This is a genomic window from Streptomyces sp. NBC_00461, from assembly GCF_036013935.1.
Classification (GTDB): Bacteria; Actinomycetota; Actinomycetes; order Streptomycetales; family Streptomycetaceae; genus Streptomyces.
Window position 1 is genome coordinate 1,809,064 of the sequence record NZ_CP107902.1, and the last position, 22,772, is coordinate 1,831,835.

18 protein-coding genes and 1 tRNA gene are annotated in these 22,772 nt (G+C 70.7%); 5 read left to right on the top strand and 14 right to left on the bottom strand.

Annotated elements, in window-relative coordinates:
* Nucleotides 1-87: 87 nt before the first annotated feature.
* From OG870_RS08725 to pgsA, 7 genes are all read right to left on the bottom strand, one after another.
* Nucleotides 88-840: a YebC/PmpR family DNA-binding transcriptional regulator gene (locus OG870_RS08725; protein ID WP_266510731.1), complete on the bottom strand. Its 753-nt coding sequence runs from the start codon at nucleotides 838-840 to the stop codon at nucleotides 88-90.
* 49 nt (nucleotides 841-889) lie between these two features.
* On the bottom strand, nucleotides 890-1,495 hold the full coding sequence (gene pdxT / locus OG870_RS08730) for a pyridoxal 5'-phosphate synthase glutaminase subunit PdxT (protein ID WP_266510736.1): 606 nt from the start codon (nucleotides 1,493-1,495) through the stop codon (nucleotides 890-892).
* A 6-nt stretch (nucleotides 1,496-1,501) separates the two neighbouring features.
* Complete coding sequence (gene pdxS / locus OG870_RS08735) at nucleotides 1,502-2,413, bottom strand: pyridoxal 5'-phosphate synthase lyase subunit PdxS (protein ID WP_266510741.1); 912 nt, start codon at nucleotides 2,411-2,413, stop codon at nucleotides 1,502-1,504.
* A 117-nt stretch (nucleotides 2,414-2,530) separates the two neighbouring features.
* Nucleotides 2,531-3,082, bottom strand: coding sequence for a hypothetical protein (locus OG870_RS08740; RefSeq protein WP_266510744.1), 552 nt, complete (start codon nucleotides 3,080-3,082; stop codon nucleotides 2,531-2,533).
* Nucleotides 3,083-3,383: 301 nt separating this feature from the next.
* Entirely contained in the window at nucleotides 3,384-4,553 is a 1,170-nt protein-coding gene (locus OG870_RS08745) for a glycosyltransferase family 4 protein (RefSeq protein ID WP_266510747.1), read from the bottom strand.
* Nucleotides 4,550-5,476, bottom strand: coding sequence for a phosphatidylinositol mannoside acyltransferase (locus OG870_RS08750; protein WP_266586001.1), 927 nt, complete (start codon nucleotides 5,474-5,476; stop codon nucleotides 4,550-4,552). The genes OG870_RS08745 and OG870_RS08750 overlap by 4 nt, the downstream gene beginning before the upstream one ends.
* The gene (gene pgsA, locus OG870_RS08755) at nucleotides 5,473-6,159 is read right to left on the bottom strand and encodes a phosphatidylinositol phosphate synthase (protein ID WP_323178384.1); all 687 of its coding nucleotides are present in this window, start codon (nucleotides 6,157-6,159) and stop codon (nucleotides 5,473-5,475) included. The genes OG870_RS08750 and pgsA overlap by 4 nt, the downstream gene beginning before the upstream one ends.
* Nucleotides 6,160-6,442: 283 nt before the next feature.
* On the opposite strand from pgsA, the gene OG870_RS08760 reads away from it, so the two are divergent.
* On the top strand, nucleotides 6,443-8,641 hold the full coding sequence (locus OG870_RS08760) for an elongation factor G-like protein EF-G2 (protein ID WP_266585999.1): 2,199 nt from the start codon (nucleotides 6,443-6,445) through the stop codon (nucleotides 8,639-8,641).
* Between the two features lie 185 nt (nucleotides 8,642-8,826).
* The gene (locus OG870_RS08765) at nucleotides 8,827-10,488 is read left to right on the top strand and encodes a hypothetical protein (RefSeq protein ID WP_266510758.1); all 1,662 of its coding nucleotides are present in this window, start codon (nucleotides 8,827-8,829) and stop codon (nucleotides 10,486-10,488) included.
* 76 nt (nucleotides 10,489-10,564) lie between these two features.
* On the opposite strand, the gene OG870_RS08770 is transcribed toward OG870_RS08765, so the two are convergent.
* On the bottom strand, nucleotides 10,565-11,113 hold the full coding sequence (locus OG870_RS08770; protein WP_266510761.1) for an HIT family protein: 549 nt from the start codon (nucleotides 11,111-11,113) through the stop codon (nucleotides 10,565-10,567).
* A 79-nt stretch (nucleotides 11,114-11,192) separates the two neighbouring features.
* Between OG870_RS08770 and OG870_RS08775 the strand changes: the two genes are divergently transcribed.
* Nucleotides 11,193-11,849: a potassium channel family protein gene (locus tag OG870_RS08775; protein ID WP_266585998.1), complete on the top strand. Its 657-nt coding sequence runs from the start codon at nucleotides 11,193-11,195 to the stop codon at nucleotides 11,847-11,849.
* Between the two features lie 76 nt (nucleotides 11,850-11,925).
* Here the strand turns inward: OG870_RS08775 and thrS are convergent, their stop codons facing one another.
* The 3 genes from thrS to OG870_RS08790 all read right to left on the bottom strand — a co-directional run bounded on the left by thrS (nucleotide 11,926) and on the right by OG870_RS08790 (nucleotide 15,822).
* The gene (thrS, locus tag OG870_RS08780) at nucleotides 11,926-13,902 is read right to left on the bottom strand and encodes a threonine--tRNA ligase (RefSeq protein ID WP_266585992.1); all 1,977 of its coding nucleotides are present in this window, start codon (nucleotides 13,900-13,902) and stop codon (nucleotides 11,926-11,928) included.
* A 121-nt stretch (nucleotides 13,903-14,023) separates the two neighbouring features.
* Nucleotides 14,024-15,259, bottom strand: coding sequence for a hypothetical protein (locus tag OG870_RS08785; protein WP_266510770.1), 1,236 nt, complete (start codon nucleotides 15,257-15,259; stop codon nucleotides 14,024-14,026).
* Nucleotides 15,256-15,822: a DUF4365 domain-containing protein gene (locus OG870_RS08790; protein WP_266510773.1), complete on the bottom strand. Its 567-nt coding sequence runs from the start codon at nucleotides 15,820-15,822 to the stop codon at nucleotides 15,256-15,258. The genes OG870_RS08785 and OG870_RS08790 overlap by 4 nt, the downstream gene beginning before the upstream one ends.
* A 169-nt stretch (nucleotides 15,823-15,991) precedes the next feature.
* On the opposite strand from OG870_RS08790, the gene OG870_RS08795 reads away from it, so the two are divergent.
* Nucleotides 15,992-16,717 (top strand): 3'-5' exonuclease, encoded by a 726-nt coding sequence (locus tag OG870_RS08795; protein WP_266510776.1) that lies wholly within the window; start codon nucleotides 15,992-15,994, stop codon nucleotides 16,715-16,717.
* 72 nt (nucleotides 16,718-16,789) lie between these two features.
* On the opposite strand, the gene OG870_RS08800 is transcribed toward OG870_RS08795, so the two are convergent.
* Nucleotides 16,790-16,861, bottom strand: a tRNA-Val gene (locus tag OG870_RS08800).
* Nucleotides 16,862-16,900: 39 nt separating this feature from the next.
* A complete protein-coding gene (locus tag OG870_RS08805) occupies nucleotides 16,901-17,347 on the bottom strand; it encodes an SRPBCC family protein (RefSeq protein WP_266841401.1) in 447 nt (148 codons plus the stop codon).
* Between the two features lie 66 nt (nucleotides 17,348-17,413).
* Here OG870_RS08805 and OG870_RS08810 point away from each other — a divergent pair, with 66 nt between their 5' ends.
* A complete protein-coding gene (locus OG870_RS08810) occupies nucleotides 17,414-19,810 on the top strand; it encodes an SCO7613 C-terminal domain-containing membrane protein (RefSeq protein ID WP_327690798.1) in 2,397 nt (798 codons plus the stop codon).
* Between the two features lie 96 nt (nucleotides 19,811-19,906).
* Here OG870_RS08810 and OG870_RS08815 read toward each other — a convergent pair whose 3' ends face one another.
* Complete coding sequence (locus OG870_RS08815; protein ID WP_266841397.1) at nucleotides 19,907-22,651, bottom strand: exo-rhamnogalacturonan lyase family protein; 2,745 nt, start codon at nucleotides 22,649-22,651, stop codon at nucleotides 19,907-19,909.
* Nucleotides 22,652-22,772 lie beyond the last annotated feature (121 nt).

Here is a 22,772-nt window from a genome sequence, read left to right on the forward strand (position 1 = left end):
CCAGGCTATCCGCTGCCACCGACAACAGCGGCGGGCCGGTGGGACGTGTCCCACCGGCCCGCCGAAACCGCCGCGTTCGAGGCCGTGTTACGCGTCGACCTTCTCCATGACCTCGTCGCTGACATCGAAGTTGGCGAAGACGTTCTGCACGTCGTCGCTGTCCTCGAGCGCGTCGATCAGCTTGAAGATCTTCCTGGCGCCCTCCTCGTCCAGTTCGACCTGCATAGTCGGGACGAAGTTGGCCTCGGCGGAGTCGTAGTCGATCCCGGAGTCCTGGAGGGCGGTGCGGACGGCGACCATGTCGGTGGCCTCGCTGAGCACCTCGAAGGACTCGCCGAGGTCGTTGACCTCCTCGGCGCCGGCGTCCAGGACGGCCCCGAGGACGTCGTCCTCGCTCAGCTCGCCCTTGGGGACGATGACGACGCCCTTGCGGTTGAAGAGGTACGACACCGAGCCGGGGTCGGCCATGTTGCCGCCGTTGCGGGTCATGGCGACGCGCACGTCCGAGGCGGCGCGGTTGCGGTTGTCGGTGAGGCACTCGATGAGCACCGCGACGCCGTTCGGTCCGTAACCCTCGTACATGATCGTCTCGTAGTCGGCGCCGCCGGCCTCGAGGCCGCCGCCGCGCTTGACCGCGGAGTCGATGTTCTTGTTCGGGACCGACGACTTCTTCGCCTTCTGGATGGCGTCGTAGAGAGTGGGGTTGCCCTCGATGTCGACGCCGCCCATCCGGGCAGCCACCTCGATATTCTTGATCAGCTTCGCGAAGAGCTTGCCGCGCTTGGCGTCGATCACGGCCTTCTTGTGCTTCGTCGTAGCCCATTTAGAGTGGCCGGACATCTGCCTGTCTCCTTCGCGTAACCCATCTCTGCAACCAACGCCTGAGATCCTACAAGGACTCCGGCGTCCGGTTCGCGCGCACGATGTCGACAAAGAGGGAGTGCACGCGGTGGTCGCCGGTCAGTTCCGGGTGGAAGGACGTGGCGAGGGCGTTGCCTTGACGGACCGCGACGATGTGGCCCTCGTGCTCGGCGAGCACCTCGGTCTCGGCGCCGACGGACTCGACCCAGGGGGCGCGGATGAAGACGCCCTCCACGGGATCGCCCGCGACGCCCCGGACGTGGACCGCCGCTTCGAAGGATTCGTTCTGGCGGCCGAAGGCGTTGCGGCGCACGATCATGTCGATGCCGCCGATGGTCTCCTGGCCCGAGCGCGGGTCGAGGATCTTGTCGGCGAGCATGATCATGCCGGCGCAGGTGCCGTAGACGGGCATGCCGTCACGCACGCGCGCGCGTAGGGGCTCCATGACGCCGAACAGGACGGCCAGCTTGGAGATGGTGGTGGACTCGCCGCCGGGGATGACGAGGCCGTCCACCTCGGCGAGTTCCTCGGGGCGCCGCACCGGCCTGGCCACGGCATCGGCCGCGGCCAGGGCGACGAGGTGCTCCCGGACGTCGCCCTGAAGGGCCAGGACGCCTATGACAGGAGTGCTCATGGGTGGTTACCAGCCGCGGTTGGCGTAGCGCTCGGCCTCGGGGAGGGTGTCGCAGTTGATGCCGACCATGGCCTCGCCCAGGTTGCGGGACGCGTCCGCGATGATCTTGGGGTCGTCGTAGAAGGTGGTCGCCTTCACGATGGCGGCGGCGCGCTTGGCCGGGTCGCCGGACTTGAAGATGCCGGAGCCGACGAAGACGCCCTCGGCGCCGAGCTGGCGCATGAGCGCGGCGTCGGCGGGGGTGGCGACGCCGCCGGCGGAGAACAGGACCACCGGGAGCTTGCCGAGCTCGGAGACTTCCTTGACCAGCTCGTACGGGGCGCGCAGCTCCTTGGCGGCGGCGTACAGCTCGTTGTTGTCGTAGCCGCGCAGGCGGGCGATCTCGTTCTTGATCTGGCGCAGGTGGCGGACGGCCTCGACGACGTTTCCGGTGCCGGCCTCACCCTTGGAGCGGATCATGGCCGCGCCCTCGGCGATACGGCGCAGGGCCTCGCCCAGGTTGGTGGCACCGCAGACGAAGGGGGTGGTGAACGCCCACTTGTCGGAGTGGTTGACCTCGTCGGCCGGGGTGAGGACCTCGGACTCGTCGATGTAGTCGACGCCGAGGGACTGCAGGACCTGGGCCTCGACGAAGTGGCCGATGCGGGACTTGGCCATGACCGGGATCGAGACGGCCTCGATGATGCCCTCGATCATGTCCGGGTCGGACATACGGGCCACGCCGCCGTCCTTGCGGATGTCGGCCGGGACCCGCTCCAGGGCCATGACGGCGACGGCGCCCGCGTCCTCGGCGATCTTCGCCTGCTCCGGCGTGACGACGTCCATGATCACGCCACCCTTGAGCTGCTCGGCCATGCCGCGCTTCACGCGTGCGGTGCCGGTCTCGGGGGCCTGGTTTTCGGAGAGCGTGCTGGACACGGGTTGACCTCACTCGGTGAAAGAGGGTTTCTGCAGACACCGAGGAAACGCGAATGGGCCAGTCCAAAGCAAGGGCCAATGGCAAGCCGGTGGATCCTTTTCCGGACTGCGGTGGGGTTATGGCTGCTGGGAGACCCGGTCGGCCAGGGCCGCAGGCGGTTCGTCGTCCATCTCGAAGGCCATCGGGAAGGGGGCGTGTCCGGCCAGCCGGAACCAGCGCACCTTGCGGTGTTCGCGCAGCCTGCGGGCCGCGCCCACGGCGTCGTTGTGGAAGCGGCGGGCCATCGGGACCCGCAGTACCGCCTCGGTCAGTTCGTGGGCGGCCTCGTCCCCGCCGGGCGCCTCGCGCACCACCTCCACCTGCTGCGGCACCGCGAACACGGCTCGCAGTGCCTGGCTCAGCTCGCTCTCGGCGACCTCCCGCTGCTCCTCCTCGGCCTGCCGGGCCGCGTGCGCCGCCTCGTACAGGACGATCGAGGCGGCCGGATCGAGGACACCGGAGGTGGCGAGTTCCTGCGCCACGGAGGCCCGGCGCACCAGCTGCGCGTCGAGCGCGGCACGGGCTGCGTCGATCCTGGCGTGCAGCCGGTCCAGCCGGCCCGCCGTCCAGCTCAGGTAGAGGCCGATCGCGAGCAGGGCGGCGAGGATCCAGATGAGGGTTGCGGTCACGGGCGGTCACGTTACCGGGGTACCGAGGGGCAGTTGTGATCAGCCGTGACGGAATGATGGCGGGATTACGGTCGACCCACCGGACCTGCCGTGGTCAGCCGCCGAGACCGCCAGTGTCGGTCAGCCGCCGCGACCACCATGGTCACCACCGAAACCCACCGTCACCAGCCCCCGGCACCACCATGGTCACCACCGAAACCCGCCATCGCCAGCCGCCGCGACCACCATGGTCACCACCGAAACCCGCCGTCGCCTGCCGCCGGGACAACTGTGGTCGGTCAGCCGCCGGGAACCGTCGTCGTCAGTCCCGTGCCAGCCCCAGCCGCGCCCGCAGCCCCGGCCCGCGGTCGTCGTCCGCCGCCGCGACCGCCGCCGCGCCCGACGTGACCGTCTCGTACACCGACAGGATGTCCGCCCCGACGGTCGACCAGTCGAAGCGCCGTACGTGCGCACTCCCCCGCTCGCGCAACTCGGCCCGGCGCTCCGGGTCTCCCAGCAGCCTCAGGGCCGCCTCCGCCAGCGCGCCGGAGTCCTCGTTGGCGAAGAGTGCGCCCGCCGCGCCCTGGTCGAGGACCTGGGCGAAGGCGTCCAGGTCGGCGGCGAGGACGGGGGCGCCGGCGGACATGGCCTCGACGAGGATGATGCCGAAGCTCTCACCGCCGGTGTTGGGGGCGACGTAGAGGTCGACACTGCGCAGGAAGCGGGCCTTGTCCTGGTCGCTGATCATGCCCAGGAACTCGACGCGGGAGCGGAGTTCGGCGGGCAGGGTCTCGACCGCCTCCTCCTCGTCGCCCCGGCCCGCGACCAGCAGGCGGGTCTGCGGGCGGGCGGCGAGGATCGCCGGGAGCGCCTTCATCAGGACCGGCAGGCCCTTGCGGGGCTCGTCGATACGGCCGATGAAGCCGATGGTGTCTCCCTGCCACTCGGGCTTGGGCTTGGCCCGGGCGAAGAAGTCGACGTCGACGCCGTTCGGGATGACGACCGCGTCGCCGCCGAGATGTTCGACGAGGGTGCGACGGGCGTACTCGCTCACCGCGATGCGCGCGCTGATCTTCTCCAGGGCCGCCTGGAGGATCGCGTACGCGGCGATCATCGCCCGCGAGCGGGGGTTCGAGGTGTGGAAGGTGGCGACGATCGGGCCGGACGCCGCCCAGCAGGTCAGCAGGCCCAGCGACGGGGAGGTCGGTTCGTGGATGTGCACGACGTCGAACTCGCCGTCGTGCAGCCAGCGGCGCACGCGAGCGGCGCTCAGGAAGCCGAAGTTCAGCCGGGCCACCGAGCCGTTGTACGGCACCGGGACCGCGCGGCCGGCCGAGACGACGTACGGCGGCAACGGGGTGTCGTCGTCTGCGGGCGCCAGGACGGAGACCTCGTGGCCCAGCCGGATGAAGTACTCCGCGAGGTCACGGATGTGGAACTGGACCCCGCCGGGCACGTCCCAGGAGTACGGGCACACGATGCCGATCCTCACGGCCGCTCCCCGGTCGCACCGTCGGCTGGTCGCGGTTCAAGGTCCTTGAGCCACAAGCGCTGGAGCATGTGCCAGTCCTCCGGATGGTCGGCGATCCCCGTGGCGAAGGCATCGGCCAGCGCCTGTGTCATGACAGACGTCTTTTCGGCCCGGCTGCCTGTCTCGGGCACCTCGACCGGTGGGTGCACGCGCCCCTGCATGACGGGCGAGTCGTCGTACCAGAGGGTGACCGGCAGGAGCAGTGCGCCGGTCTGCTGGGCGAGGAGGGCGGGGCCGGCCGGCATCCGCGTGGCCTCGCCGAAGAACTGGACCTCGACGCCCGAGGACGACAGGTCGCGCTCGGCGACCAGGCAGACCAGGCCGCCGTCACGCAGTCGCCGGGCCAGGGTGCCGAAGGCGGTGCCGCCGCTGTGCGGCAGTACCTCCATGCCGAGGCCCTCGCGGTAGGCGACGAAACGGTCGTACAGGGTCTCCGGCTTCAGGCGCTCGGCGACCGTCGTGAACGGCGTCTCCAGCTTTGTGGTGACCCAGGCGCCCGCGAGGTCCCAGTTGGCCATGTGCGGCAGCGCGAGGACGAGGCCCCTGTCGGAGGCGATCCCGTCGGTCAGGTGGTGCAGGCCCTTGGGGTCGAAGCCGTTCCTTATGCGGTCCGCGCTCCACGCCGGGAGCCGGAAGGACTCCATCCAGTAGCGCAGGTACGAGCGCATGCCGGCGCGCGAGAGCTCGGCCAGGCGCTCGGGGCTCGCGTCCGGCAGCACGCGCGCGTAGTTGCTCTCCAGCCGCTGCACGCCCTTGCCGCGCTGCTTCCAGGCAAGGTCGGCGATGGTGCGTCCGAGGCGTACGGCGACCGGCTCGGGAAGCTTCTTGACCGTGCCCCAGCCGAGTCCGTACAGGGCGTCGGTGAGCTGATCCCGGGCGCTCACTTCGCCGCCTCACTCCCCTGCGAGGCGTTCTCCGGCGGTGCCGCCTCGGCCGCCGCCTCCGCCTCCGCCGACTCGCGACGGACCGTGACGACCCGCTGGATCAGCGTGACCAGGCTGCCCACGGCGACGATCCACAGCGCGACGGGCAGCAGGTACTGGATCCCCGGCACGCCGAACTTGTGCAGCCCGGCGAGCCCGGCCGCGACCAGGGAGATGACCAGGCGCTCGGCTCGCTCCACGAGGCCGTTGACGGCGACCGGCAGGCCGATCGACTCGCCCCGGGCCTTGGTGTACGACACCACCTGGCCGCTGGCCAGGCAGAAGATCGAGACGGCGCACAGGGCGATGTCGTCGCCGCCGCCCGCGTACCAGAGGGCGAATCCGCCGAAGATCGCGCCGTCGGCGACCCGGTCGAGCGTGGAGTCCAGGAAGGCGCCCCAGCGGCTGCTACGGCCCAGCTGGCGCGCCATGTTGCCGTCGACGAGGTCGGAGAACACGAACAGCGTGATCACGACCGTGCCCCAGAAGAACTCGCCCATGGGGTAGAAGACCAGCGCGCCCGCGACCACGCCGGCGGTACCGAGGAGCGTGACCGTGTCGGGGCTCACGCCCCGCCGGATGAGAAACGCGGCGAACGGTGTGAGGACACGCGTGAAAAATGCACGCGCGTACTTGTTCAGCATGGCCTTCCCGACGGTCGGTGTGGCCGCGGCCCCTGCTGGCCACCGGCTGGCCCATCGTAGCCACGCGCGCGCTTGTGCGACGGCCGGGCACCCGGACGTCTGTGCGGAGATCCGGCGGATGGCCCGCAGCCGGCCGCGGGAGGCGCGATCGCGTCCTCTGTATGGACGCACCGTGACGGGAGTGGAAAGCTCGAAGAACCGCGGGCGTCATCGGAGCCGCCACCGCACGCGGCCCGGCACGCCCGCGCCCAGAGTGACCTCACCGTGCACGGGAGGCAAGGCCATGGGCGACAAGGCAAACGCACACCCCGGAGCCGCCGGCAGGGCAACGGCGGCCGACCACCCCGCGTCCGTACGGAATGTGGTGCTGGTCGGCCACTCCGGATCGGGCAAGACGACATTGGTGGAAGCTCTCGCGCTGACGGCGGGAGCGGTGAACAGGGCGGGCCGTGTGGAGGACGGCGGCACGGTCTCCGACTACGACGAGATCGAGCACCGGCAGCAACGCTCGGTACAGCTCTCCCTGGTGCCGGTCGAATGGGACGGCATCAAGGTCAATCTCCTCGACACCCCCGGATACGCCGACTTCGTCGGGGAACTCAGGGCCGGTCTGCGAGCCGCGGACGCGGCCCTTTTCGTCGTCTCGGCCTCCGACGGCGTGGACGGCTCGACCCGCATGGTGTGGGAGGAGTGCGCGGCCGTCGGCATGCCGCGGGCGATCGTGATCACACACCTGGAGTCCGCCCGGGCGGACTTCGAGGGGATGACGCGGACCTGCGCGGAGGCCTTCGGCGGGGACGACCCGGACGCGGTGATCCCGCTGTACCTGCCGCTGCACGGCCCGCAGGGGCCCGACGGGCACGCGCCCGTGACCGGGCTGGTCGGGCTGCTGTCGCGGAAGCTCTTCGACTACGCGTCCGGGGAGCGCAAGGAGTCCGAACCGGGCGAGGACCAGCTGCCCGAGATGGAGGAGGCCCGCAACCGGCTGATCGAGGGGATCATCTCGGAGAGCGAGGACGAGACCCTCATGGACCGCTATCTGGGCGGCGAGCAGATCGACTTCGGGACGCTCGTGGAGGACCTGGAGCGGGCCGTGGCGCGCGGGGTCTTCTTCCCGGTGCTGGCCGCCGCCCCCGCGGCCGAGGGCGCCCGGCAGGGGATCGGCACGGTCGAGCTGCTGGAGCTGGTCACCGGCGGGTTCCCGACGCCGTTCGAGCACCCCACGCCGGGGGTCACGACGATCAACGGCAAGCCGCGCGAGATCAAACCCTGTGACACGGAGGGTCCGCTGGTCGCCGAGGTCGTGAAGACCGCTTCCGACCCCTATGTCGGCCGCGTCTCCATGGTCCGCGTCTTCTCCGGCACGCTGCGCCCCGACGAGACGGTGCACGTCTCGGGCCACGGCCTGGCGGACCGCGGGCACGAGGACCACGACGTCGACGAGCGCGTCGGTGCGCTGTCCACCCCCTTCGGCAAGCAGCAGCGCGTGGTGACGCACGCCATCGCGGGCGATCTGGTGTGCGTGGCGAAGCTCGGCCGCGCGGAGACCGGCGACACCCTCTCGGCCAAGGACGACCCGCTGCTCATGGAGCCGTGGGAGATGCCCGACCCGCTGCTGCCGCTCGCCATCGAGGCGCACAGCAAGGCGGACGAGGACAAGCTCTCGCAGGGCCTGTCCCGGCTGGTCGCCGAGGATCCGACCATGCGGCTCGAACAGAACCCGAACACCCACCAGGTGGTGCTGTGGTGCCTGGGCGAGGCGCACGCGGACGTCGCGCTGGAACGGCTGCGCAGCCGCTACGGCGTCCAGGTCGATGTCGTACCGCACAAGGTCTCCCTGCGGGAGACGTTCGCGGCCAAGTCCGGTGGGCGCGGGCGCCATGTGAAGCAGTCCGGCGGGCACGGGCAGTACGCGATCTGCGAGATCGAGGTGGAGCCGCTGCCGGGCGGTTCGGGCATCGAGTTCGTGGACAAGGTCGTCGGCGGCGCGGTGCCGCGGCAGTTCATCCCGTCCGTCGAGAAGGGCGTAAGGGCCCAGGCGGCCAAGGGAGTTGCCGCGGGGTATCCGCTCATCGACGTCCGCGTGACGCTGCTGGACGGCAAGGCGCACTCCGTGGACTCCTCCGACGCGGCGTTCCAGACGGCCGGCGCGCTGGCACTGCGGGAGGCCGCGTCCGACGTGAAGATCCACCTCCTGGAGCCGGTGGCGGAGGTGACCATTCTGGTCGGCGACGACTACGTGGGCGCCATCATGAGCGACCTGTCCGGACGGCGCGGCCGGGTGCTCGGCACGGAACAGACCACCGGCAGCCGGACGCTCGTACGGGCCGAGGTGCCCGAGATCGAGATCGGGCGGTACGCGGTGGATCTGCGCTCCCTCTCGCACGGCACCGGGCGCTTCAACCGTGCGTACGCGCGGCACGAGCCGATGCCGCCGCAGATTGCAGAAAGGATTCGCGAAGAGGTGCGCGCCGCCTCGTAGTTGGGCGACGGGCGCTCTCAAGTGGCTTTTGTGGAACGCTCCCCTCCGCGTCGGCGGGCGGCTTCGGCCGTCCGCCGACGAATGTCGGTGCCTGCGGATACGCTGATGACCTGATCAACAGGTGTGCGAAGCAAGGAAGTCGGGAAAGCCGCAGAGGCGACATCCGGCAGCGATCGGGGGCGGGAATGACCGTTGACAGCGGCTACGGGGACATCTTCGGTCCACAGGTGCCGCGCACGGGCGACCAGGCGCAGACGGCGACGTTCGCGCTGGCCTCTGCGGCATACCGGGACAACCCGGTCATAGACATCAAGAACGCTGACAACGAGTGGCACCAGACCACCGTGAAGCCCGGCCTGAAGTGGGGCACGATATTCCGGCCCAACCTGGGTGAAGCCTTCTCCCGGGCGGTCGTGGACCGCATGGTGGGCCCCGGCCGCAAGCCGCTCATCCAGTCCTTCGGCGCCGAGCCGCAGGTCACCGTCGAGCACTGCCTCGCGGCGAACAACATCCGCAAGGCCCGCGACCAGATGCTGAGCATCGTCATGGTGCTGTGCGGTGTGCTGTTCCTGCCGGGGCTGCTGGTGTGGCTACTGGTCTTCTCGATCCGCACCACGGTCTCCAAGCGGGAGGACAAGCGGGCCGGCGCGATGGCGACGACGCTGCTGGTGGCGGTGGGCGCGCTGGCCGTGGTCTTCCTGATCCGGATGCCGTTCACCGGGTTCTGGGCCTGGTACGCGCGAGCCTGTGTCGTCATGCCCGTCATCGGCTGGTTCTGGGCCAAGCAGATCTGCGAGCGCACGGCGAAGGACCTGCGCGGGCGCTGGGACAGCCTGCTGGCCGGCAGCAGCATCGGCGCCAAGGTGCCCGAGGCGGTGCCGACCAGCCCGGGCGAGACCAAGGCGGACACGCTGCGCCAGTCGCTCGCCAAGCTGAGCGCCGAGCAGCAGTCCAACTCGGTCTTCTACGCCGGTCCCAAGGGCATCCTCGGCATGGGCACGCGCTGGGGCAGCTGGCAGCTCGCCGAGGACCTGGTGTCGGCGGATCCCACGCGGGAGATCCATCCCTTCCGCAGCTGGGACGTCATCCGGGCGATCCACGACCAACTGCGCATGCTGGAGCGGAACACGCTGAACACCGGCGGTTTCCCGACCCCGTCCGTACGGCACTGGATCGTCACGCCGATCGCGGAGGGCACGAAGGCGGTGTCCCGGCCCGAGGGCACCGACGTGGACGCCTACCAGGTCAAGTCGCACGCCATACAGGACATCTGCAACAAGCAGCAGTTCGGCGCGGGTGACCGGCACTATCTGGGCGTGCAGTGGACGCTGTGGGAAGGGCAGCTGGTCATCACCATGATGATCACGGTGACCGTGCTGCACGAGACGCTGCGGATCGAGGTCACCGGACATGCGCTGGGTCCCGTGAACGGCCTGTTCACCGGCAAGCCCGAGGCCCCGACGAAGGAGGTCCAGAAGTCCTTCAAGCCCTGGGAGACCCGCAAGGTGGCGCTGCCGCTGGTCAACACCGACGAGGTGGTACGGCTGGCCGTCCGTGCCCCGATCTCCTGGTACCCGCCCCTGCTGAACTGGCTGGGCGGCACGATAACGCTGCCCGAGCCCTTCGGTCTCCGGCACGCCTGGGCCGACCAGCCCTGGCGCCACCGCTTCATGGCCGACGACGCGCTGCGCGCCGCGACGCCGGTGCTGCGGGTGGTGCACGCCGCGGCGATCCGGGTGCTGACGGAGAACGGCGTGGAGACGGAGAAGTTCGGCACGAGGTCCGCGTTCTTGAGTACGGCTGTGCAGGACCCGACTCCGAGGAAGGCCGACGTCTACGACGCGTAGGTTCCGAGGGTTCCGTGGGCTCGTGGGTTCCGGGGGGCCGGCTGCCGCCCCCAGGACCCGCTTCGGCTGATGGCTCTCAGGCCGTCGGCCAGGCCTCCGCCAGCATCTTCCGGGTGTCCGCCAGCAGCTGCGGCAGCACCCGGGTGTGGCCGACGACCGGCATGAAGTTCGTGTCGCCGCCCCAGCGCGGGACGATGTGCTGGTGGAGGTGGGCGGCGATACCCGCGCCGGCCACCGAACCCTGGTTCATGCCGATGTTGAAGCCCTGGGCGCCGGACGCGGTGCGCAGGGCCGTCATCGCCTGCTTGGTCAGGGCGGCGAGCTCGGCCGTCTCGGAGTCCGTGAGGTCCGTGTAGTCGGCGACGTGACGGTAGGGCACGACCATGAGGTGGCCGCCGTTGTACGGGTAGAGGTTGAGCACCGCGTACACCTGCTCGCCGCGTCGCACGATCAGCCCGTCCTCGTCGGACTTGGCCGGAATGGAGCAGAAGGGGCAGCCGTCGTCCGCACCCGGGCCGGTCGGCTTGTTCTCGCCCTGGATGTAGGCCATCCGGTGGGGCGTCCACAGACGCTGGAACGCGTCCTGGGTCCCCACTCCCCACTGCTGCTCCGGCTCACTCGTCATGCAGTGCAGCATATTGCGTCGCCCGTTCGCGGCGTGTCGGCGGGGTTGCGGGAAAAGCCCGCCGGGCGAAGCTGGGGCGGTGGACGATGACAGTCGAGTGGCCCGCTGGCAGCGGCGCACGGAGCTTCCGCTGGCGTTGGCGTCCCTGGCGTTCCTCGCCTCGTACGCGGTCCTGGTCCTGGCCCCCGGCCTGCACGACGCGTGGCAGGACCTGTGTCTGGCGGTGCTGCTGGGCTCCTGGGCGTTGTTCGGCGTCGACTACGCGGTGTCCTGGAGGCTGAGCGGGCAGCGGCTGGGTTTCGTACGGACGCACTGGCTGGACACAGTGGTGCTCGTGCTGCCACTGCTGCGGCCCCTGCGGGTCGTCAAGGTGTACGAAGCCGTGCAGCGGCGCCACGGCAAGCCACGGCTCGCGCTGCACGCGCGCGTGATCGTGTACTCCGGGCTGTCGACGGTACTGCTCGGCTTCGCCGGCGCACTCGCCGTCTACCAGCAGGAACGCGGGGCGCCGGGGGCGTCGATGCGGACGTTCGGGGACGCACTCTGGTGGGCCTGCGAAACCCTCACCACGGTCGGCTACGGCGACATCACCCCGGTGACGCCCGGGGGACGGCTGATCGCGGTCGGGATGATGGTCATCGGTCTGGCGCTGCTCGGCGCGGTGACCGGAACCTTCGCCTCCTGGCTGCTGCAGGTGTTCTCCCGGGAGGACGACGAAAGGCCCCCGGGAAGCTGACCTCCCGAGGGCCTTCGTACAGGTCGCCTCCGTCCAGGACGCGTTCGTTGAGGACGCCTCCCTACAGAGCGATGGATCAGACCTGCGTCCTGTCCTCCACGACCTTCGCGATCTTGGCGATGGCCTCGTCGAACGGGATGCCGTTCTCCTGTGAGCCGTCGCGGTAGCGGAAGGAGACCGAGCCGCCCGCCATGTCCTCGTCGCCCGCGATGACCATGAAGGGCACCTTCTGCTTCTGGGCGTTGCGGATCTTCTTCTGCATACGGTCGGAGGAGGAGTCGACCTCGACCCGCAGCCCCTGCTTCTTCGCGGCCGTGGCGAACTTCTCCAGGTACTCGACGTGCCCGTCGCCGATCGGGATGCCGACCGCCTGGACCGGGGCCAGCCACGCCGGGAAGGCGCCCGCGTAGTGCTCCAGAAGCACCGCGAAGAACCGCTCGATGGAGCCGAACAGCGCGCGGTGGATCATGACCGGGCGCTGCTTGGAGCCGTCCGGACCCGTGTATTCCAGGTCGAAGCGCTCCGGCAGGTTGAAGTCGAGCTGGATCGTCGACATCTGCCAGGTGCGGCCGATGGCGTCCTTGGTCTGGACGGAGATCTTCGGGCCGTAGAAGGCGGCGCCGCCCGGGTCGGGAACGAGGGGCAGGCCCTGCTTCTCGGCGACCTGGCGGAGGGTCTCGGTGGCTTCTTCCCAGACCTCGTCCGAGCCGACGAACTTCTCCGGGTCCTTGGTGGAGAGCTCCAGGTAGAAGTCGGTCAGGCCGTAGTCGCGCAGCAGGCCGAGGACGAAGGTGAGCGTCTTGTCGAGCTCGTCCGACATCTGCTCACGGGTGCAGTAGATGTGTGCGTCGTCCTGGGTGAAGCCACGGGCGCGGGTCAGGCCGTGCACGACGCCCGACTTCTCGTACCGGTACACGGTCCCGAACTCGAAGAGGCGCAGCGGCAGTTCACGGTAGGAGCGGCCGCGCGCGTCGAAGATCAGGTTGTGCATCGGGCAGTTCATGGGCTTGAGGTAGTAGTCCACGCCCTCGTCGAGCTGCATGGGCGGGTACATGCCGTCGGCGTACCAGTCCAGGTGCCCGGACGTCTCGAAGAGCTTGCCCTTCGTCGCGTGCGGGGTGTAGACGAACTCGTAGCCCTCCTGCTCGTGGCGGCGGCGCGAGTAGTCCTCCATCACGCGGCGGACGATGCCGCCCTTGGGGTGGAAGACGGCGAGGCCGGAGCCGATCTGCTCGGGGATCGAGAAGAGGTCCAGCTCGGAGCCCAGCTTGCGGTGGTCGCGCTTCTCGGCCTCGGCGAGGAAGTCGAGGTGCGCCTTCAGCTCGTCCTTGGAGGGCCAGGCGGTGCCGTAGATGCGCTGGAGCATCGGGTTCTTCTCGCTGCCGCGCCAGTAGGCGGCCGCGTTGCGCATCAGCTTGAACGCCGGGATGTTCCGGGTGGAGGGCAGGTGGGGACCGCGGCAGAGGTCCTTCCAGCACAGGTCGCCGGTCTTGGCGTCCAGGTTGTCGTAGATCGTCAGTTCACCGGCGCCGACCTCGACGTCCGCGCCGTCGTCGGAGGAGGCCGAGCCCTTGAGGCCGATCAGCTCCAGCTTGTACGGCTCGGCAGCGAGCTCCTCGCGCGCCGCCTCGTCGGTGACGACACGGCGGGAGAAACGCTGCCCCCGCTTCTGGATCTCCTGCATCTTCTTCTCGATGGCCTTGAGATCCTCGGGAGTGAACGGCTTCTCGACGTCGAAGTCGTAGTAGAAACCGTCCTTGACCGGCGGGCCGATGCCCAGCTTGGCCTCGGGGAACAGCTCCTGCACGGCCTGCGCCATCACGTGCGCGGTGGAGTGGCGCAGGATGTTCAGGCCGTCCTCGGAGGTGATCTCCACCGGCTCCACGACCTCGCCCTCGGCCGGCACGTAGGCCAGGTCCTTGAGGTCGCCGCTCACGCGCGCGGCGACGATCGAGCGCACGCCGGCGAAGAGCTCGGCGGCCGTAGTCCCCGTCGTCACCACGCGCTCTTCCCGCTCGGAATCGCGTTGGATGATCACACGGACGTCTGACACCGGTCTCTCCTGACTGAAGGTGGGCTGCGGCGCCATACCAGGAACGCGCGCAATAGGGGATCGTACCGACCCCGACCCTCCGACCGCGAAACGGTCGCCTTTCGAGAAGATCAGTCCGGGATCAGTCGCAGTCGTCCCCGCTGCACGCCTCCTCGAAGAAGTCGAGATTCTCCTGCAGCGACTTCATGAGCCTGTCCCGCTCCGCCTCCTCGACCTGTACCGGCGCGACCCCGGAGGCCCCCGTCAGCCGCCGGAAGCCGCCCCGGCTCTCCAGCCGCCCGTGCAGCCGTACCGGCAGTCCCACGAGGTGGGCGTGGCCCGCGATGCGGTAGTCCTCCTCGTCCAACGTGATCCGGACGTGCGGGACCTCGGCTCCCGCGATCACGCGCAGTCGTACGCTGCCCTCGCCGCGCGTCCCCGACCTGCGCATCCGCACCACGGTCCCGGTGATCCGGACCGGCACGGACGGCTCCTCGCGCAGATAGCGGGCCCCGGCCTCGCGCAGCGCCGGCAGGTCGCCGGGCGAGAACTCGACGGGCTCGGCGGTGGCCGCGCAACCCTCCGGAACCCCGGCGGCCGGCGCCCACTCCACTCCGATCCTGGCCCCCTCGGTGCCGCGCACCAGGGCGATCAGCGCTTCGGTGAGCTCCCGGCTCACACCCGCTTCGACGGCGCCGTCGAAGGCGTCCATGCCGCCGGTGGCCCGCTGGTAGTCGATGGCCTCGCGGGCGGCGTACAGGGCCTGGTGGAGGCGTACGGCGAGCGGCCGTCCCGTGCCCACGGGCACGAACGCGGTGAGCCGGCCGTCACCGGCCGCGGGTCCGACGAGGACACTCTCCAGCAGCGCGGCGGCGGCCCGGCGGTGCCGTACGCCGTAATAGCCCGCACGTGCGCGCGTGGCGAGCGCCGCGGCGAGCATCATCTGGCGGGCGGCGGCGCGCAGTTGTTCCTCTACGGTCCAGGGCGCGGAGTCGGCCGGTCCCGTCGGTGCGTCCCGCCACCAGCGGATCTCGTCGCTGGGCACGGCGAGTCCGACCAGAACCTCGCGCGCGGAGGGCGTGCCGCTGCGGGTCAGGGCGAGCAGCGCCTCGCCGAGCAGGTCGTCGCTGTCGGGGAAGGCGCGGCTCTCGGGCACGAGGAGGCTCGTCCCGCCGCCGCCGGGGCCGGGCGGGGTCCAGCGCCCGTACCGTCCGGCGGCTCCGCCGCGGCGCTGCCAGCCGTGCCGGTGCAGCAGGGCGCTGAGGACGGCGGGGTCGACCTGGCCGGGCTCGGGGGGACGGTGCCAGGCGGCCGCGGCGATGTCGTCCGGGTGCGGCCTCACCGGCCGGGCCGGCTCCTCAAGGGGGCGGTGCGTCATGGTCTGCCTCCCGTGCCGACCCGCGTCATGATCTCGCACAGCGCGCGGTCGTCGAAGATGCGTGAGGTCGGTATCCGCACGGTGGTCCGGGTCCGGCCGGTGACCGCCTGACCGGCGAGGTTGACCCAGTAGCAGCAGTGCCGCAGGTCGAGGCGGTCGTGGCTGGCCCGAAGCCAGTCGTCCTGTGATCTCGGGACGAGCATCACGACCAGGATCTTGTGCACCGAGACGGGCGTGCGCGCGAGTTTGCGCAGGTGGTCGTTGTCGAGCGTGAAGGAGAAGGAGCGGCCCGGCGGGTTCGGCGGGACCTGGTAGGTGCACTTCAGCTGCACCTTGATGGTCACCTCGTCGTCGACGGTGTGCCCGGGTGAGCCGTGACTGACGTGCCAGTCGATGCCGTTGTCCGGAAAGGGCTGTGACAGCGAGCAGCCGGCCGCCGCGGCGACGGCGTGCAGATAGCCCACCTGCAGTGTCTCCATGCACGCGGTGGTGGCGAGGGTGCCGCGAAGGGGGCCCATGCGTTCGGGCAGCAGCCCGCCCCGCTCGGGCTGCGCTATCGCCATGACCAAACAGCCTTCCAAGCCAGGTGAATCCCCGTATCGGGCCGCTGAACTGCAAAGACCCGTACTCCTGTTGTGTCCTTCCGGCGTACGGCGCAAACAGCCCGGGTATCACCAAACAGGCAGAAGACGGGACGTCAGCTGCCCTGGGTGAACGAGGAGTTGTGGTGGCATGACGTGCTGGTACGAGGGGCCCTTGGCCGCTTTCGACACGGAGACCACGGGCGTTGACGTCGAGACCGACCGGATCGTGTCGGCCGCCGTCGTCGTCCAGGACGCCCCGGGCGCACGGCCCCGGGTGTCCCGTTGGCTGGTCAACCCGGGTGTGCCCGTCCCCGAAGGGGCGACGGCGGTGCACGGGCTGACGGACGAACACCTGCAGCGCAACGGCCGCTGGCCGGCGCCGGTGGTGTACGAGATAGCGGAGGCGCTGGCCGAGCAGGCGGCGATGGCCCGCCCGCTGGTCGTGATGAACGCGCCCTTCGATCTGACGCTCCTGGACCGCGAGTTGCGCCGCCATCGCGCCTCGTCGCTCGACCGCTGGTTCGAGGCGTCGACGCTGCGCGTGCTCGACCCGCGCGTCCTGGACAAACACCTGGACCGCTACCGCAAGGGCCGCCGCACCCTGACCGACCTGTGCGCGCACTACGACGTCACCCTGGAGGGCGCGCACGACGCGGCCGCGGACGCACTGGCCGCCCTGGATGTCGTACGGGCCCTCGGGCGCCGTTTCGCCACCCGGCTAGAGCGTCTCTCCCCCGCCGAACTGCACACCCTGCAGACGACGTGGCACGCCGCCCAGGCGCGTGGCCTGCAGGCGTGGTTCGCCAAGAGCGGCACGCCGGAGGTGGTGAACACCGCGTGGCCACTGCGACCGGACCTGCCTGCGGCAGCATGACGAAAGCCGGCGCAAAACAAAGAGAGCGACATGGTCCGCGTATTCTGCGGACCCACGTCGCTCTCCCGAGCGTGGGCGATACTGGGTTCGAACCAGTGACCTCTTCGGTGTGAACGAAGCGCTCTCCCACTGAGCTAATCGCCCGGGAACGGACTGAACAATACAGGTCCCCGCGGGCTTCGTTCAAACCGCTTCCAGGTGGGCGGCCAGCCCTCGCCGTCCGGCCCGCATCATCAGCCGGTGATTGGCGCGGAACACCGGCCGCCCCGGCACGGCCAGCCGCCTCAGCAGCGGCTTGTGCACGTCGACGACCTGCTCGTAGCGGGCGAGGGTGCCGGTGCCGGCCGCGGTGATCGTCCAGCGCGCCCAGCCCTCGACGTCGCCGGACATGGCGATCTCCAGGACCCCCGCGACGGGATCGCGGCGCGTCTCACGGGCGGTGAAGCGCAGGTCGTACGGGAGGAGGGACCGGATCCGGATGACGCCGGTGGTGTCGTCGAGCCGGGTCACCTCCCGCACCTGGGGCCACCACCGGGGGTACTCCTCGGCCCGCTCCAGCGCCTCGTACACGGTGGCGGGCAGCGCCGGCAGGGCCCACCGGCTGCGGAAGCGGTAGTGCGTCCAGTCCATGGGGTGAGTGTGCCCGTACGCAGGGCGTTTGAGCGGGATCTGAGTAGCTTCTGAGTACCGGCACTCATGTCGTACGACGTGACGCCGACCACACTCCGTGGCATGACGCATGTTCCGCCCCCGGCCGAGGAGTTGCGGCTCCTGGATGCCGAGCTCTGGCGACTCGACGCCCGCAGGGCCCAGTTGCTGCATCGCCGTGCCTGGCTGGTCGCCGCGCTCCAGCCGAAGCGCCCGGTCGGCCCGGTGCCGCCGGCGCCTCTCGGACCGTCCCGCACGGAGGCCACGGCGCCCGGCGTGCAGAACGTGCTCCTCCTGCTCGGCGGCGTCCTGCTCACCGTCGCGGCCATGGTGTTCACGCTGGTCAGCTGGGGGCACATGGGGATCGCGGGGCGGGCGCTCGTCCTCAGCGCGATCACGTTGGCGGCGCTCGGCGCGCCGGTGCTCCTGCTGAAGCGCGGACTGCGCTCGACGGCCGAGTCGGTGGCCGGTCTGGGGCTGGCTCTGACGGTGCTGGACGCGTACGCCGTGCACCAGGTCGCCTTCGCGGGGACAGGAGGCGCGGGGTACACGGCGGTCGCCGCGACGCTGCTGGCGGGGCTCTGGGCGGCATACGGCCTGCTGCCGCGGGCCACCGAGCTGCGTCTGCCCCTGCCCGCCGCGCTGGCAGCGGCCCAACTCCCGCTGCTCTGCTGGGCGGTCTCGGCCACGTCCGGTCCGTACTGGATCACGGCCGCGCTGCTGGTGACGGCCGGGTCCGACACAGGTGTGGCGCTCCGCGTGACCACCAAGGCCGTACGCGTCCTCGCCGCCCTCGGTGCGTACGGCGCCGGTGCCTGGGGCGCATTGGCGGCCGGCTGGCTCTCCTGGGACGCAGCCGGCCCGAGCGCCGCCGCCCGTGCGGCGGCGCTCCTTCTCCTCGCGGCGGTGATCGCACTGGGCGCCGCCCGGCAGCTGCCGAATCCGGCCGCGGCGACGGGCAACGCGGTGGCGGGCGGTCTGCTCCTGGCCGCGGCGGGCGGTGGCGTGCTGCGGGTGGCACTGCCCGCGGGGTGGACCGTGCCGGGGTATCTGGCCTGCGGTGTCGCACTGTTGGCGGTGGCGCGGGTGCGGCTCCCGGAGCCCGTACGGCGTGGTGTCGTCCAGGCCTCCGGTGCCGTGCAGGCGGCGGCCGTCGCCTGCGCCGTGCCGCTGGTTCTGGTCGCGCTGCTGGGTCCGCTGGGCTGGGCGGCCGAGCCGTGGTCCGGTGCGCCGTCGGACGCGCGGGCCGCGGTGACGGTCCACATGCCGTGGCCGCCCTACCCGGGCCAGCTGCTCCTCGGCCCGCTGGTCGTCGCCGTGCTCGCCCTCCTGGTCCGCGGCCAGGCCCGTCGGCCGTGGGTGTCGACCGGCGCGGCCTGCCTCGCCTGGGCCACCGCGATGGCGGTGCCGGCCGTGCTCCAACTCCCGTACTCCGCGGCCCTGTTGCTACAAGGGGTGGTGACCGTTGCGCCCCTCGTGGGGGCAGCCTTCCTCGTCCTGCCGAGGACGGCCACCGCTCTCGCACTGATCAGCTCCGTCCTCCTCACCTTCCTCTCCCTGCCTTCCCAGACGGCGACGCTCACGGTGCTGTCGGTCCTGACGGCCCTGTTCGCGGCTGCCTCGCTGCGGCCGCACCTCACGCCGGTCACCGCGCCGGCCGGGCTCGTGTACGCCGCCGCGCTCGCGTGCGCGACGGGTGCGGCGGCGGACTGGCAGGCCCAGCACACGGCGCTGCTGGTCCTGGCGGTCCCGGTGGCCGCGGCCCTGCTCCCCGCACGCCTGGGCGCCACGCACGCGCGCGTGCCGGTCGAAGCGACCGGAGCGGCAGCCGCCCTGCTCGCCATCGGCCTCGCGATCACCGCCCCGCCCATGCTCGCCCTGGTGCTGGCCCTGTGCGGAGTGATCGCGTCCGGCACCGCCGTACGCCCTGAGCGCAGGCCGGTCGGCTACGCGGCGGCCGTACTGTTCCTGCTGGCCTCATGGGTACGCCTGGCCGCCTGGGACGTCGGCACCGTGGAGGCTTACACGCTCCCGGTCACCGTCCCGGCGCTGTGCGTCGGCGTGTGGCGCAGGTCCCGGGATCCACTGGCGTCGTCCTGGACGGCGTACGGCCCCGGTCTCGCCGCCACCCTGGTGCCGAGCCTTGCCGCAGCCTGGAACGACGCGCACGGGACGCGCCCGCTGCTGCTGGGCGCGGCGGCCCTGCTGACCACCCTGCTGGGCGCCCGCCATCGCCTCCAGGCACCCCTCGTGCTCGGCGGTTCGGTGCTCGTCCTGGACACGCTGCACGAACTCACCCCGTACCTGGTCCAGATGACCGGCGCACTCCCCCGCTGGGCACCTCCCGCACTCGCCGGACTGTTGCTGCTCGCACTCGGTGCGACGTACGAGCACCGCATCCGGGAGGTCCGTCGGGTACGGGAGGTCCTGGGAAGGATGGACTGAAGCGCCCCCGTCAGGGGCGCGGGGAACTGCGCGACCAGCCACAGACGGCCTGCAGACGGCAGACCGGCGCAGTTCTCCGGCTCTCCCAGCGGAGCGTTACGGCATCTTGTCGCCCAGCAGCGCCAGGTTCTCGATCGCGGCGAGCCCGTACAACGCGGTGTCGTTCGAGGACACCCACGCGGCCTCGCTCCCCGCGACCAACGTGACCGGCCCGCTCAGCTTCTCCGTCTTCCACGGCGACGACTCCTTGTAGCCGTCGGAGTCGTAGAACTTCGTCCACGCACGCTTGGCAAGGGTCTCGTCGCCGGTCCGGACGGCGGCGTACGCATCGAGGCGCGAGTGGCCCTGGAAGAGCAGCAGGGTGCCGAAGTTGGAGCCGTAACGTGCCGCTTGTTCGGCCTTGGTGGCGTTGAAGTAGCGGCAGTAGTCGAAGTAGGCCTCGTTGAACTTCGGCATGTCGACCAGGTCGATCAGCTCGGCGCACAGCTCGTTGAGGCCGAAGACGGCCGAGAGGTGGGAGACGCTGACCACGGGTTTGCCGGCGACGGCGAACCTGCCGGTGTCCAGGTCGTACAGCCCGCTGCCCTGGACGAAGCCGTTGGGCTGGGCGGCGATGCCCTCCATCGTCGACAGCACGCGTGCCCTGGCCTTCTCCCACTTGGGGCCCCTGCGCTCCCACTCGGTCAGCCACGCCGACACCAGGCCGCTCCAGTCGGTGCCGAAGCCGACCGACAGGGCGTGCCGGTCGGGCGTGTAGGGGTCGGTGCGCACCTTGCGCTGCGGGTCCAGGACCAGGAAGGTCTCGTCGGAGTCGACGTTGGCGTGCATCAGGTCGCCGACGCGTTCGTCGGCGGTGAGGAAGTAGTAGTAGCGCCGGTAGGTGGTGTTGGCGATGCGCTGCTGCTTGGCGCTGTCGGCGTAGTGCTGCACGCCGTGCCGGGTGCCGAGGCCGGCCCAGTCGCCCAGGTGGTAGACGTCGACCTCGCCCGTGTGCCGGGTCAGCGCCTCGGCGAAGCGGAAGATGTCCGAACGGCCCGAGCGGATGTACGCGAACCAGAGCCAGAGATCCGGCGACAGCTCGGAGTTGTCCCAGGCGTAGCCGCCGATGTCGTAGCGCCACTGGTGGCGCACCGTGTCGTACGAGTGCATGAAGTCGCCGTAGTCCCAGAAGCCGTACCAACGGCGCTGCTCCACCTGGTCCTTGTAGTAGGTGAAGAGGAAGTCGAGGTGGTCCTCGATCCTCGCCTTGGCGGCCGTGGAGCGGTCGGGCTCGGAGTACAGCCCCGGTCCGAACACCTTGGCCTTGATGAGCTGCCTGGGCGGGGCGGCGAGCTGCGGCAGCACCCGTACGGCTTCGGCCTGTTCGGCGAGCCTCTCGGCGGCCGGGGTCGACTCGTTGGCCCAGAAGAGGAGTTCGGAGGTGCGGGCGATGCCGTACGGGGTGCCGAACTCGGGCTCGTAGTCCTCGTAGGTGATCTCAAGGCCTTCGAGCTGCTTCGCGTACGTGTCCTGCCCCATGCCGTCGTGATAGAAGCGCAGGTCCATGGGCTGCGCCTCGGGCGACCAGAGCCAGAGGGTGACCTCGGCCTCGTCGGTGTGGGCGTCGCGGATGTCGAGCTGGGCGGGGTGCTTCTCCCAGAAGTCCCGCAGGCCGAAGGAGAGTCCGCCGCTGACGCCACCGACGTAGCCGAAGCCGGAGGCCCGTCTGCCGCCGCCGGCGCCGACCCAGCCGTACCCCTTCCTGGTCCGCTTGCGCAGCATGAAGCCGTCGGCGGAGAGCTGGGCGAGGGTGTAGTCGCCCCACTCCGGGATGTACTGCAGCCGGGACGTCACCCGCTGGTCCCAGGTCGACGGATCGGGCAGCTTCTGCCCCGCGTACTGGGCCGCCTGCACGGCCGCACCCGGGTCACGGCGCAGCCCGGTGACGCCCTTCACGGCCTCCCGCAGCAGGCCGGTGCCCTCGCCGCCGATCCGGATGTGCCGGTCGTAGGCGGCGTCCCGCATCGGCACGGTGAAGCGGACGCCCAGGCCGCGGATGAAGTCGCCGCTCGCCTTGCCGGGCTCCTGCGTGCCGTCGTAGGTGATGGTGTGCACCATGCGGAAGGAGTCGGCGCCGGCGTAGAAGTACAGCCGGATCGAGAACGGCAGCCAACTCCGGCCGCCCTTGTGGTGCTTGCCGTCGATACGGACGACGGCACGGACGGGCCCGTCCTGCTCGACCGTCACCGCCCCGATCGCACCGTCGAAGCGCTCGGTCTTCACCGTGCCCTGGTCCTCGTCCTCGATCTCGGGCTGGCGGATGAGGACGAGCCGGCCGTTCTTGGCGATCTCCGTCGGCCCACGGGTGACGGACTTGATGATCGTGGACCCGTTCTTGCCGATCTTCGCCGTGATGACGCCGGTCGAGACGTCGATGGTGCCGCCGCCCCTGTGGACGGTGACCTTCTTGGCGGGGGCGGCCGAGTCGCCGGCGGCGAGGGTGAGTTTCCCGGTGCCCGAACTCACGGCGTGGGCCGACCACTTGAGGGATCCGTCGGGCCAGTACGCGATCGGCCACGACTGCACGGGCACGGCCTTGCCGCCCGCGTCCGTGAGCGCAAAGGTCTGGTCGGGCCGGTAGGCGCCCTTCGGCCAGGGCACACCGACCGTCGAGCCGGGGGCCGCGCCCAGACCGCCGTCCTCCAGCCAGTCCAGGGTCACCGGATCGGCATCGGCGGCCTCGGCGGCCTCGGCTCTGGACGCGGCCTGCGCGCTCCTGGCTCCTGCCGCCCAGCTGAACTGCGCGGCGGCTCCGGCGACGGCGGCCGCCCTGAGAAGGGACCTGCGAGGGATGGGAGACATGAGAGTTCAGCCTTTCCTTTCCGTGCGGGATGTCGTTCCGCGCAACCGGCGCAACTGGTGCAGCTGGTGCGACTGATGCAACTGGTCAGGGGCATGACAGGTGGAGATGTGGCGCCCGGGC